This is a genomic window from Aquirufa sp. 5-AUSEE-100C1, assembly GCF_054558655.1.
The window spans coordinates 556,314-569,633 of sequence record NZ_JBPXKO010000003.1 but is presented as its reverse complement, the minus strand read 5'-3'; the positions used below and the strand labels follow the sequence as shown (position 1 = coordinate 569,633).

Sequence of the window (13,320 nt, the reverse complement as noted above, 5' to 3'; positions counted from 1 at the left end):
TTTGTGTCAACTCAATTCCCAGCAGGCCCTTTACTAAGTAAGATTCAGGCACCCGCCGATCTTCGTAAGTTGAAAGCCAATCAGCTACCCGCTGTTTGCGACGAATTGCGTCAATACATCATTGACCACGTTTCTGTCAACGGAGGACACTTTGGTGCGTCTTTAGGCGTAACCGAATTAACCGTGGCATTACACTATGTATTCAACACCCCCTACGATCAGCTCGTTTGGGATGTGGGACATCAGGCGTATGGACACAAAATATTAACGGGCCGACAAGACGTTTTCCATACCAACCGATTATTAGGCGGAATTAGTGGATTCCCGAAGCGTTCAGAAAGTGAATATGATGCCTTTGGTGTAGGACACTCGTCTACCTCAATTTCGGCAGCTTTGGGAATGGCAGTCGCCTCCCGGTATAAAAAAGAATTTGATCGTCAGCATATCGCCGTCATTGGGGATGGGTCGATGACCGCGGGGATGGCCTTTGAGGCCATGAACCATGCCGGCGACATTCCGAACAACATGATTATCATCTTGAATGATAATTGCATGGCGATCGACCCGAATGTTGGGGCTTTAAAAGAATACCTAACCGATATTACGACATCGCATACCTACAACAAGGTAAAAGATGATGTGTGGAACCTATTGGGCAAAATGTCAAGTTTTGGCAAATCTGCTCAGGAAATCGTTTCGAAAATCGAAAACGGACTGAAGGCGACTTTGCTGAAGCAAAGTAATCTGTTCGAATCCTTCAATTTGCGCTACTTTGGCCCGATTGATGGCCATGACGTGGAATATTTGGCTACTGTGTTACGCGATTTAAAAGATATTCCAGGTCCCAAAATTTTACACTGCGTTACCACGAAAGGAAAAGGATATTCACTAGCCGAAAAAGATCAAACCCTTTGGCATGCGCCAGGTAAGTTTGATAAGTTGACCGGTGAAATCGAGAAGAAAACCTACGACAACCCTCAGCCGCCCAAATACCAAGATGTATTTGGTCATACGCTCGTTGAACTAGCCGAACAGAACCCGAAAATCATGGGAATTACCCCAGCGATGCCTTCTGGTTCTTCGATGAATATCATGATGCGCGCCATGCCTGATCGTGCGTTTGATGTGGGAATTGCCGAACAACATGCCGTTACCTTCTCGGCGGGATTGGCCACTCAGGGCATGACCGTTTTCTGTAACATCTACAGTTCCTTCATGCAGCGTGGATATGACCAGGTCGTTCACGATGTCTGTTTACAAAAGCTGCCCGTTATTTTCTGTCTAGATCGTGCGGGTTTAGCCGGTGCCGATGGACCGACGCACCATGGCAACTTAGATATCGCAATAATGCGTTGTGTGCCCAATATGATTGTGGCAGCTCCGCGCAATGAGCAAGAATTACGAAATATCATGTATACCGCCTCTTTGGATTCATTCAAAGATCGCGGAGAAGCTATCAGCATTCGCTACCCAAGAGGTCAAGGAGTTATGCCCGCGTGGAGAACAAATTTTGAAGAAATCCAAATTGGGAAAGGTGTCCAACTAAAAAATGGAAAAGACATCGCCATCCTTAGTATTGGACATATCGGCAACGAAGCCATCAAAGCTGCCGAGCAATTAGCTACGCAAGGTATCGATGCTGCACATTACGACATGCGTTTTGCTAAACCTTTGGACGAAGAACTTTTACACGAAATATTTAAAACTTATTCCACAATCCTAACCGTAGAAGACGCCTCCATCGTAGGTGGCTTTGGTTCTGCTATCGCAGAATTCATGGTGGATCATCAATATCAATCCAAAATCATCCGATTAGGAATCCCAGATCAAATTGTGGAACATGGAGAGCAAAGTGAGCTTTACGCACTCTGTGGGATTGATTCCAAGGGAATTGCACAAAAAATAGCTGAACATTTCGGTTTAAAAGCAAGCGTTAAGGCATCAAAGGCCCTAACAGAATAATTCTACCTGCATTGATTTTTAATCAATTAGCACTTTTCAAAGAAATAATCCCTACCTTTGCACCTTAAATTCCCCGACTTAGGAGAATTTTAATTCATTCAACGCCTACATTTTTATGCAAAGCATTCGTAACATTGCCATCATTGCCCACGTTGACCACGGTAAAACGACTCTTGTGGACAAAATTATTCACGCCTCTAAAATCTTCCGTGAGAACCAAGAATTTGGAGATTTGATCCTAGATAACAACGACTTAGAACGTGAACGTGGTATTACGATTGTGTCTAAAAACGTATCCGTTCGTTACAATGGAGTAAAAATTAATATTATTGATACACCGGGTCACGCCGACTTTGGTGGTGAGGTAGAACGCGTTCTACGTATGGCTGACGGAGTAATCTTGTTGGTAGATGCCTTCGAAGGCCCTATGCCACAAACTCGTTTCGTATTATCCAAAGCAATTGCGTTAGGTTTGAAGCCCATTGTCGTTGTCAATAAGGTAGATAAAGAAAACTGCCGTCCAGACGAGGTACACGAAAGTGTATTCGATTTGATGTTCAACTTGGATGCAACGGAAGATCAATTAGATTTCCCATGTGTTTATGGTTCTTCAAAACAAGGCTGGATGAGTGATGATTGGAAAAAGCCAACGGATAATATTATCCCATTATTGGATGCGATTATCGAGCATATTCCAGCTTCAAAAGTTCAAGAGGGAACACCTCAAATGCAAATTACCTCATTAGACTACTCATCATTCGTAGGTCGTATCGCGATCGGACGTTTAGAGCGTGGTACCTTGACAGAAGGTATGCAAATCTCCCTTTGCAAGTCGGATGGCACCACCAAAAAAATGCGTATCAAAGAACTTCAAGTGTTTGAGGGCCTTGGAAAAGTAAAGGTAGAAAAAGTAGAATGCGGAGAAATTTGTGCCGTGACAGGTATCGAAGATTTCGAAATTGGTGATACCATCGCTGATGCAGAAAATCCAGAGGCATTGGAGCGTATCGCAATCGATGAGCCTACGATGAACATGTTGTTCACGATTAATAACTCACCATTCTTTGGTAAAGAAGGTAAATTAGTAACTTCTCGTCACTTGCGTGATCGTTTATTCAAAGAGACGGAGAAAAACCTAGCATTGAAAGTTGTTCCTACGGAAAGTGAAGATAAATTCTTAGTATTCGGACGTGGTATTCTACACTTGTCGGTATTAATCGAGACGATGCGTCGCGAGGGATACGAATTACAAGTTGGCCAGCCTCAAGTAATCTTCAAAGAAGGTCCAAATGGTGAGCGTTTAGAGCCGATTGAATCATTAGTTGTAGACGTTCCTGCGGAGGTTGCTGGTAAGGTAATTGAATTAGCGACGCAGGGTAAAGGAGAATTGTTGATCATGGAACCTAAGGGTGACTTGCAACACTTGGAGTTCAACATTCCATCACGTGGTTTGATTGGATTACGTTCAAAAGTATTAACTGCGACATTCGGAGAAGCCATTATGGCTCACCGTTTTATTGCCTATGAAGAGTTTAAAGGCGCTATCCCAGGACGTATCAATGGTTCATTGATTTCGATGAATACCGGTGCTGCGATTCCTTACGCGATTGATAAATTACAAGACAGAGGGGTGTTCTTCATCGATCCAGGTGAGGAGGTTTACACAGGTATGGTTGTTGGTGAGCACAATCGCCAAAACGATATCGAGGTAAACTTACAAGCTTCGAAGCAATTGACGAACATGCGTGCGTCAGGTTCTGATTCCGCGACCAAAATTGCGCCGAAATTAAACTTCTCATTAGAAGAGTGTATGGAGTTTATCCAAAAGGATGAATACTTAGAAATCACTCCAAAATCCCTACGTATGCGAAAGATCTTCTTGGATCCCAACGAGCGTAAGCGTAACGAGAAGAAACCTAGCTAATATCCAAGGCTGTCCAAAAGGGCAGCCTTTTTTTATGGAAAATGCACAGCAGGTTGTTGGGACAAATAAACCACTTTCTTTGGCCAATACTCCTTCAACTTGTTCAGCCGATAATCGGAAGGCTTTCGAATAAAATACCAAGTGGAGCGCTGCCAAGATTTTAGAAAGCGAGGATCTCTTAAATCAATGGTAGTGGATAGAATCAAATGAGATTTCGGCGTATGCGTTTTATTTATGCTTGGTTTAGTTAAATAAACAAATTCGTTACCGTGGTAATGCCAACTAAAACTCCCCTTTGGCCAAGCATGCCTGGATGAATCTACCACTTGCTGTGCCGCCCACCATCCTGATACATTCGCCTGCAACCAGGCAGGATTTGCCTGTCCATCATAGCGCCCAATAAAGCCATCGACAGACAGAAAAATCGGCTCTCCTTCCATCATAGTGAGATAAGCATCCCGCTGTAAAGATTCCTGAAATCGGTAAATGAACATTAGGCCAGTTAATACAAATACGCCATATAAAAAGGGAACAGATCGATAGTTCCACCAGTACCCAAATAATCCCAGGCATATATAAATGATCGCAAGTTCATGAATCCTCATTCGAAGAAATGGGATGACGGTTATCAAGGAATGGGTCGTTGTAAACATGACGCCATGTAGTAGCTCAAAACTACCTAATAGCATACTGCCTAAAAAAGCCACAATCCCCGTAGGAGCTAAGATGAGGTACAAAAAACCGAGACTGAGCGTGATGCTAGATAACAGCACTAGGATAGGGTTCAACAAGAAGAAATAAAAGGGATTCGGAAATTGATGAAAGTAATGAATGATTAATGGGGCAGATAAAATCTGTGCACTAATGGCCACACAGGTCAATTCCCAAATTTGCCTGAAAAGCCAAAACCGAGATATCCACAATGCCAGGAGACGCTTTTGGAACAAAATAAGGCCCAGGACAGCGGTAAAGGATAACTGAAATCCCAATTGAAAGAGCTCACTAGGCTGAACTAGTATGAGTACGAAACAGGCGAAAGCCCAACTATTCAACGGGTTTAAGCGTAGTCGGAAAACCTGCCCAAAAAGCATCACAGAAAACATCCAAGCCGAGCGAAGGACAGGAGCCGAAAATCCCGTCATCGCGGCATAAGACCAAAGAATGATTAGCATGAGGGCGAAAAATACTCCTCCACCCCAGGGTCGATACCTTCGAATAAATCCGAGTAAGAATTGGAGTCCAAGATACAACAGACCAATGTGCATGCCGGAAACCGATAGGATATGAATAGCTCCCAAAGAGGCATAGGATTGTCGGGTTTCGAAATCTAAACCATTCCCGATGCCTAAAAACATGGCATCCGCAACTTGTCGGTGAACCCCTGCAGGTAAGGCCTCATGTAAATATCTTGTAGCTTGCTTACGTAAAACGACAATAAACGACTCCGATTCATGCGTATCTTGCATGAGTATGAGCTTATCCCGACGAATAAAATTAGAATAAAATATTCCCTGAGAAGCATAATAGGAAGGCCAGTCAAAAGCCTCGGGTAAAACGGGTGGCCGTATCGCTTGCAATTGATCGAACACAAGGAAGCGCTGACCAGGACGCAAAGCAGGGCCATCAAGAGGAACAAAAAGCATGGATTGGGTCCGACAGGGTAACCAGCCATCTCCGGTTCGTATCGCTACGACATCCACAATCGTCCGATGTGAGCGAGGGCCTTGAATGGGAGTTTGATTGATAAGTACGACAAAGGCATCGTGTACAATGTTAGCAGGACTTTGGGAAGGAGTCTGTTGGGCCGTACGAACGAAGGACAGCCCAACGAGCAAACAATGAACCACCGACCGCCATCTCCATTCCAAAAGTAAAAAAGGGACGAATAGAATAAAGCTTACATGCTGATGAATCAGAATACCGAGCACCCAAAGGATTAAAATTCTCAGAAAAGGGAAAGGGCTAAAAAAGGAAAACACGATCTAGGCGAAAAGGCCTAAATGTAGAATTTTTTTGCTTGGATTAAGGCTTCTACGCTATCAGGAACTAGATATTTTATGGACTGCCCTTGCTGAATACATTGACGAATATAGGTCGCCGAAATTTGTAATAAGGGCGCTTCAATACGTGTAACTTGCGGATGCTGCCATAAATCGCTTGAATCTTGTCCTCCACGGGGATAAACATAGAGTCCAAAATAATCAAGAATCTTATCGTAATTCTTCCAACTTTTGAATTGTTCCAAGTTGTCGCCGCCTAAAATAAGTTTAAACGTATCGTCTGGGAATTTCTCCGAAAGGTGTGTGAGGGTATTTATTGTATAGGACGGCTTCGAGAGATGAAATTCGATATCGGAGCTTTTGAAATGATAGTTATCCGAGATAGCTCTTTCGACTAAATCGAGTCGGTCGAATTCATGCAGAAGTGTTTTACTCTTTTTATGGGGGTTTTGCGGCGAGACAACAAACCAGATTTGATCGACATCGGTTTGATTAAGAACGGCTTGCGCAATAATCAGGTGGCCATGATGAATGGGATTAAATGATCCAAAAAACAGGCCTATTTTCATGACTATTGGGTGAATGAATCAAATAATTCTTGCGCTTCTTGAACGGCATCTTCCAATTTGTCATTGACTAAAATGACGTCAAACTTGTCTTGAAATGACCACTCAAACTTCATTTTAAAGATACGCTTCGAAAGGGATTCTTCGGTTTCTGTTCCCCGAGCACGAAGACGATCCTCGAGCACTTCCAAGGTAGGAACTTTGACAAAAACAGACAAAGCGCGCTCTTTGTAATAATTTTTTAGGGCTAAACCGCCCTTTACATCTACGTCAAAAATCACATGTTTCCCAGAAGCCCAAATACGTTCAATTTCGGATTTCAAGGTTCCATAATAGGCGCCGGGATAAACTTCTTCCCATTCCACAAAAGCATCTTCCTCAATTTTCTGCCGAAACTCATCGGGCGTCATGAAATAATAATCTTGCCCATTCGCTTCGGACCGGCCACGTTTATCACGTGTGCAGGCAGAGATGGAAAAGCCTAAATTAGCATTGTTCTCCAAGAGTTGCTTAACGATGGTGGTCTTACCTGATCCAGATGGAGCTGAAAAAATAATGAGTTTGCCTTCCAATTGTTACGGATTTAATTAGCTAGCAAAATAACGGAATAAGAATGGAAATAAGGATTAAAACGACAAAAAGTTTTGATTTGATACGTGCAAATAAATCCTGGGGACACTTGCTCGTACAGTTTGATTTGATGGCCTTTCGCATGGATTGCTCAAGCTCGTAACCTTCCTGACATGGGATACATTGATCTTTATTTGCCAAAAAATCCGCTTCTTCCTCGGGCGTAGCCTCGCGATCTAGAATACGCTGAATTAACGTTAAACAATCCGAATGATGGGTACAGGTCTTTTTCATTTTAGGGCAGGCTTGTCAAGCACTGATTTAGTAACAACTAGGAGAATCAAAAAGGTTCATTTTTAGCCAATGACAGATTGTCAGTGATAACCTTTACTTTTTGCATAATTCGCAAGGTTCTCCTTTAATATAGCACGAGCTCGATGTAGACGTGATCGTACCGTCCCGATGGGGATATTTAGAATACGAGCCATTTCCTCATAACTGAACTCCTCCAAATCGCACAAAATAATAATCATTCGAAAATCGACAGGCAAAGCTTGAATCGCAGCAGTAATTTCATCCCCAAGCATTTCATTCACCGTTTCCGCATGAAGGTCGGCATGGCTTGCGGGCTCTTGATCCTCATCACCAGAAAAAGACTGCTCCACCCACTCAAACTCAACTTTAGAAGGTCCGCGCGATTTTTTCCGATAATCATTAATGAAGTTATTCTTCAGAATTCGGAATAACCACGCCTTGGCATAGGTCCCGGGTTCAAAGGAGGAAATAAATCGAAAAGCCTTCATGCAGGTATCTTGGACCAAATCTTGTGCATCATCCTCGTCATTCGTTAAGCGAAAGGCGAAGTTGTACATCGCATCCAAATGCGGCATAAATTCCTTTTCAAATAGCGCACGAGCCTCAGGCTCTGACATGGCTATTGTTGCGGTGGGTGTTTCCATGGGTAGGCATTAAGTACATAAAATTTATGTACATGCCATTGCTTGCAATTTCAAGACCAAAGAAAAGAATTGAAAAAGTCTGCCAAAAAGACCTACTGTGGACGATTGAAAAATTCGAGTATCCCGAAAACGGCTACCCCAAGCATCGTAGAGGACAATGATTTTAATAGACTCATGCCCAACAAAGATACATCGCCAGCCTCTAAAATGAAAAGGATTAGGTGATGACTCAGAAGCATGAGCGCAACGTAAGAGAAAAACCAAAGCCACTTCATCTCGTGTAGCGAAATGCTTGATCGTTCATCATAGCCATTGGCAGGCGTTAAAATTCGGAAAAACAAGGGACGTAACCACGCAACCAAAACACAGGCAAAGGCATGCATGCCATGTGTATTGTAAAAGGTATCAATGAGCCAACCAACGCCCATGGCTCCCAATAAAAAGATCAAAGGATTTACCTTCATCGGGGCCTTGACAAGAAACCACGTATAAATGAAACAAAAAGCCACATTGGCAATGGCAATGTCGCGTAAAAACATGACCTGAATCGCAAGGGAAAGCAGGACAGAAAAAAACCACTTATAATTGAATGAAACTGTCATTGCTTACTCAATTTTAGGTTTTGAAGCTTCTAAACTTTCTTGCTGATTGGCCAAACGGTTTTTAATCACATATACATATTTCAGCGTCGAAAACTGCGTAAATAACATGACCTTGATATCATGAAAGGTGTCATCTTTTTCAACACCCACTTTGGCAACAATACCAATCGGAATATTAGGCGGAAAAACCGCATTGTAATCGGAGGTAACAACAGTGTCACCCTTAACAACCTTCTTATATTTGGACACATCCATTAAGTCCGCTACCTCACTTTGAAAACCGGCCCATTTGATATATCCTAATTCCCCGCTTCGCTTCAATTTCGCAGAAACCGAGTTGCTTGTATGCAATACGGATACCACTAAGGAAAGGTTATCTGTACATGACATTACCTTCCCAACAATACCCGCGGAGGAAATAACAGCCATTCCAGGTTGGATTCCATCCAATCTCCCCTTATCGATGGTCAAAAAATTCTGTGACATCTGGGTGGACTGATCGATCACGCGAGATGCAACTGCTTGATAACGGTTCATCATCGCATCACTTACGAAATAAGGAAATTTGGATTCAGGCTGCTGCTGACTTTTTAAACGAAATAACTCAGAGCGTAGCTGAGCATTTTCTTTGGCCAACGTCTCATTTACAATCCGCAATTGATGATAGGATTTCACCTCACGTGTGGTAGCCAAAATAGATGCGGCCCACTGATTAGTCGTGTTGAAATAAACCGTATGCTGGTAGGAATTGTATTTAAAAACTGACCATACGTTAACCAACTCAAGCAACAATAACAAAAGGATCACCTTTTGACGCGCTATAAATTGGAACAATTGAAACATCTGCTAGTCGTTGATGGGGCCTAGGTAATTAATACAGGTTTGTATTTCTCAAGATTTTTCAAAATCTCGCCTGTTCCTCGAACAACAGCCTTTAAAGGATCGTCGGCAACGTGAACTTTCAATTGCGTCTTCTTTTCAATACGCTTATCCAATCCATGTAACATGGCACCCCCTCCAGCTAAATGAATACCATTGTGGAAAATATCACCGGAAAGTTCCGCGGGAGCACGCTGCAAGGTCTCCATAATCGCCACCTCAATTTTGGTGATTGAGCTATCCAACGCGTAAGCAATTTCTGAGTAATTAATAAGAATTTCTTTCGGAATTCCCGTCATTTGATCACGGCCACGAATTTCAAAATCCGCTGGCGGATTCTCTAATTCAGGTAATGCCGCACCCACTTGAATCTTAATTTGTTCAGCAGAACGCTCACCAATCACTAATTTGTGCTCGCGTAATAAGTAATCCTTAATATCACGTGTGAACTCATCCCCTGCGACACGAATCGAATTTTCAACCACAATGCCACTTAAGGAAATGATCGCTACCTCGGTGGTTCCTCCACCAATATCCACAACCAACGAACCATTCGGCTGTTCGATGTCAATACCAATACCAATCGCAGCTGCTATCGGTTCATGTACCATATATACCTCACGAGCTCCGGCATGTTCCGCCGAATCCTTTACCGCACGTTTTTCCACCTCCGTAATACCCGATGGGATACAAATAACCATGCGCAAGGCAGGCGAGAAAAATGAATTTCCACGATCCAACATCTTAATCAAGCCACGAAGCATCAACTCCGCTGCTGTAAAGTCGGCAATCACACCGTCCTTCAACGGTCGAATCGTTTTGATATTATCGTTTGTTTTTTCGTGCATCATCATCGCCTGACGACCCACTGCTAAAACCTTGTTCGTATTACGATCTAAGGCGATAATCGATGGTTCATCAACTACAACCTGATTTTTATGAATAATCAGGGTGTTCGCTGTACCCAAATCAATTGCGATGTCCTTGGTAAGGAAATTAAATAGTCCCATGGTGTTTCTAATTGGGGAAAATAAAAAGCTCTTAATGCTTTAAGTAACAAATTTACAGATAAAAAATGACCTAATTATTTATTTTATATCAAATTTCTGATTCCCCTAAAAATAATTATAAAAAACACGATAGCACAGAAAAATAATCCCAACACACCCCGCCAGCGAGAATTATAGGTATATTACAATTAAGGTGCATTAAATTATTTTACCTAAGGGGCAAAAATTAATTAAAAATAATTTGGAATTATTATCTGATTTATTAGTTTTGTCCAAATTAATTAGACGAAACCGTGTTTGTCGGTGAATAATCAGCAACAAAATGGAAGATTACAACAAGATCATTGAGTCCCTCGGGGTGAAATTCATCAAAGCACGCAACATAAGAATATTACAACCTATACGAATCAAGAATTACTACGACGTAGAAAATTCACTCTTGATTTTGTACAAAGGCGAAGTTTCTTTTGGCGAAGAAGACACTCCCGTGGAAGAAGGCGACATGCTTTTCATCCCTGGCGGGAAAATGGTGAGCGTAACATACGGTAACGCTGAAAAACCTAAGGCGGTCAACAATGAAGAGTTCATGACGCATCGTGAATTGTACTTTGATTTGAACATGGATCCGCAAAATGTTGGAACGCATGAGAATTCGTTCGGAATGGTAGCTTTTGAGGCGAAAGTGTTTGATTCTGTCAACTTCTTTACCTCTTTAGACATCCCTCCTTTCTTAATCAAAAAGGATGACAAGCTAGCCCAAACCATCAAAGAAATTTTGTTGGAGGACATGTCTGACGAAATTGGGAAAGGTCGTATTATTAAAATCAAGACGGAAGAAATTGTTATCGAGGTTATTCGCTACATCATTCAAAACCGTTTGTTCGTAGAACAATTAGCCACGAACTCCACCTACTTCAAAGATCCTCGTTTGATCGATATTTTTGCCTACATCAAAGATCATATCGGTGGCGATTTATCGAACAAGGTATTAGCCAATGTCGCCAACGTATCTGAAGATTATGTAGGTCAATATTTCAAAATGTTGACGGGTATCAACCCACAGGATTACATTGAATACCAACGTATGGAAGCTGCAGTAGGCTTACTTCGTACCACCAAGAAATCCATTCGGGCAATTGGTTCTGAGGTTGGCTACAAAGACACGGCTTATTTCTGCCGCCGTTTTAAAATGATGTTCGGTATTCCAGCAGGTAAAATGAGACGTCGGGAATCCTTGATGAATATCTAAGAAATTCCTCCAATCATAAAAAAGGCCCGATGCGAATCGGGCCTTTTCTTTTGTCATTATAACAAGTATTTCAATTTGACCAATTCTCGCTCGGTCAAATATCTCCAACTGCCACGAGGCAAATCTTTCTTCGTCAAACCGGCAAAGGTTGTCCGATCCAATTTGGTTACCTCATAACCTAAATGTTCGAATATACGACGAACAATACGGTTCTTACCTGAGTGAATCTTCACCCCGATAACATAACCATCGGGCGTAACCTTGGCCAAGTCATCTACTTTGATTTCCCCATCTTCCAATTGTAAACCGGCTTGAATCTTCTCAAAATCCTCGTCGGTCAATGGCTTATTCAATTCAGCTTGGTAAATTTTCTCAACCTCATTCGAAGGGTGTGTCAATTTATCCGCTAGCTCGCCATCGTTTGTAAGCAGGAGTAATCCAGTCGTATTACGATCTAGTCGACCCACGGGATAAATACGGACATCACCCGCATTCTTCACCAACTCCATCACGGTCTTACGATCATTAGGGTCTTCCGTAGTTGTTAAAAAGTCTTTGGGCTTATTCAAAAGGACATAAGCAGGTTTCTCGCGATTCAAGCGTCTATTGCCATATTTCACGACATCCGTTGGCCCAACTTGATAACCCATTTCAGTGACTACCTTATTGTTTACTTTTATTTCTCCTGCTTCGATCAACTTATCCGCATCACGACGCGAACAAATTCCCGCATTCGCGATAAAACGATTCAAGCGAACCTCATCACCCCTACGTTCTGTCTGCGCAATTTTCTTTTGAATCTTCGCAGGAGCATTCTCTTTATACCGGTCTAATTTATATTGCGGCGTAAATGCAGGCGCTTGATCATGACGATTCCGACTTTTAAAGGTATCCCGCTTGGAGAACTTTGCTGGGCGGCCACGATCATCTTCCCGTGGTGTAAACTTACGTTCCTCACGAGGCTCAAAATTGCGCGGTGATTCTTCCCGAGGAGGACGAGGCGTAAAATCACCTCCTGTACGCCTAAATGGAGCTTTGTTCACTTCACCATCGAATGACTCACGGGGTGTAAATGACCGGCGCTCTCCACCATCACGCGGGGCACGAGGTGTATAAGGACGATCTCTTGAACCTTCCCGATTGTATGGACGACGCTCCCCACCTTCACGCGGTGCACGAGGTGTATAAGGACGATCTCCTGAACCTTCCCGATTGTACGGGCGACGCTCTCCACCTTCACGCGGGGCACGAGGTGTGTAAGGACGATCTCCCGAACCTTCCCGATTGTATGGACGGCGTTCTCCACCTTCACGCGGGGCACGAGGCGTATAAGTACGATCTCCTGAATCTTCCCGATTGTACGGGCGACGCTCTCCACCTTCACGCGGTGCACGAGGGGTGTAAGGACGATCTCCCGAAAACTCACGTTTAGGGCCTGAAGAACGATCACTAAAATTTCTTGCTGTGGAACGGCCTCCTGCTGAGTTACGCGGAGCGTCCGAATGACGATTGTCGTCTTTCTGAATTCTTTTTCTCATAAAATATGCAACATCACTGCTGGATTTGACAAGGATTTATTTCCTTGACTGATAGATAATT

The 13,320-nt window shown here is 42.9% G+C and carries 12 protein-coding genes; 3 read left to right on the top strand and 9 right to left on the bottom strand.

The genetic code is table 11. The annotated features are described in order from the left end of the window. The first annotated feature begins 3 nt into the window (after positions 1 to 3). Together dxs and typA are read left to right on the top strand one after the other, a co-directional pair. Positions 4 to 1,962 (top strand): 1-deoxy-D-xylulose-5-phosphate synthase, encoded by a 1,959-nt coding sequence (gene dxs, locus ACMH5P_RS09585; RefSeq protein ID WP_459494147.1) that lies wholly within the window; start codon positions 4 to 6, stop codon positions 1,960 to 1,962. 115 nt (positions 1,963 to 2,077) lie between these two features. Next, positions 2,078 to 3,886, top strand: coding sequence for a translational GTPase TypA (gene typA / locus ACMH5P_RS09580; RefSeq protein WP_459494146.1), 1,809 nt, complete (start codon positions 2,078 to 2,080; stop codon positions 3,884 to 3,886). A gap of 32 nt (positions 3,887 to 3,918) precedes the next feature. Here the strand turns inward: typA and ACMH5P_RS09575 are convergent, their stop codons facing one another. The 8 genes from ACMH5P_RS09575 to ACMH5P_RS09540 form a co-directional block, all read right to left on the bottom strand. Then, positions 3,919 to 5,814, bottom strand: coding sequence for a ComEC/Rec2 family competence protein (locus tag ACMH5P_RS09575; protein WP_459494145.1), 1,896 nt, complete (start codon positions 5,812 to 5,814; stop codon positions 3,919 to 3,921). Between the two features lie 68 nt (positions 5,815 to 5,882). Continuing rightward, positions 5,883 to 6,455, bottom strand: a complete 573-nt coding sequence (gene nadD, locus ACMH5P_RS09570; protein ID WP_459494144.1) for a nicotinate (nicotinamide) nucleotide adenylyltransferase — start codon at positions 6,453 to 6,455, stop codon at positions 5,883 to 5,885. Positions 6,456 to 6,457: 2 nt separating this feature from the next. Next, positions 6,458 to 7,024 carry a guanylate kinase gene (gene gmk / locus ACMH5P_RS09565; protein WP_459494143.1) on the bottom strand — a complete coding sequence of 189 codons (567 nt, stop codon included), beginning with the start codon at positions 7,022 to 7,024 and terminating at the stop codon, positions 6,458 to 6,460. Positions 7,025 to 7,043: 19 nt separating this feature from the next. After that, on the bottom strand, positions 7,044 to 7,316 hold the full coding sequence (locus ACMH5P_RS09560; RefSeq protein WP_459494142.1) for a phosphohydrolase: 273 nt from the start codon (positions 7,314 to 7,316) through the stop codon (positions 7,044 to 7,046). A gap of 80 nt (positions 7,317 to 7,396) precedes the next feature. Further along, the gene (locus ACMH5P_RS09555; RefSeq protein WP_459494141.1) at positions 7,397 to 7,981 is read right to left on the bottom strand and encodes a sigma-70 family RNA polymerase sigma factor; all 585 of its coding nucleotides are present in this window, start codon (positions 7,979 to 7,981) and stop codon (positions 7,397 to 7,399) included. A 92-nt stretch (positions 7,982 to 8,073) separates the two neighbouring features. Further along, the gene (locus tag ACMH5P_RS09550) at positions 8,074 to 8,583 is read right to left on the bottom strand and encodes a hypothetical protein (RefSeq protein WP_459494140.1); all 510 of its coding nucleotides are present in this window, start codon (positions 8,581 to 8,583) and stop codon (positions 8,074 to 8,076) included. Positions 8,584 to 8,586: 3 nt separating this feature from the next. After that, positions 8,587 to 9,426 (bottom strand): rod shape-determining protein MreC, encoded by an 840-nt coding sequence (gene mreC, locus ACMH5P_RS09545; protein WP_459494139.1) that lies wholly within the window; start codon positions 9,424 to 9,426, stop codon positions 8,587 to 8,589. Positions 9,427 to 9,446: 20 nt separating this feature from the next. Further along, positions 9,447 to 10,472: a rod shape-determining protein gene (locus ACMH5P_RS09540; protein ID WP_315574959.1), complete on the bottom strand. Its 1,026-nt coding sequence runs from the start codon at positions 10,470 to 10,472 to the stop codon at positions 9,447 to 9,449. Positions 10,473 to 10,794: 322 nt separating this feature from the next. Between ACMH5P_RS09540 and ACMH5P_RS09535 the strand changes: the two genes are divergently transcribed. Next, positions 10,795 to 11,721 carry an AraC family transcriptional regulator gene (locus ACMH5P_RS09535; RefSeq protein ID WP_459494138.1) on the top strand — a complete coding sequence of 309 codons (927 nt, stop codon included), beginning with the start codon at positions 10,795 to 10,797 and terminating at the stop codon, positions 11,719 to 11,721. 56 nt (positions 11,722 to 11,777) lie between these two features. Here ACMH5P_RS09535 and ACMH5P_RS09530 read toward each other — a convergent pair whose 3' ends face one another. Further along, positions 11,778 to 13,259 (bottom strand): pseudouridine synthase, encoded by a 1,482-nt coding sequence (locus tag ACMH5P_RS09530; RefSeq protein ID WP_459494137.1) that lies wholly within the window; start codon positions 13,257 to 13,259, stop codon positions 11,778 to 11,780. Between the last annotated feature and the right edge of the window lie 61 nt (positions 13,260 to 13,320).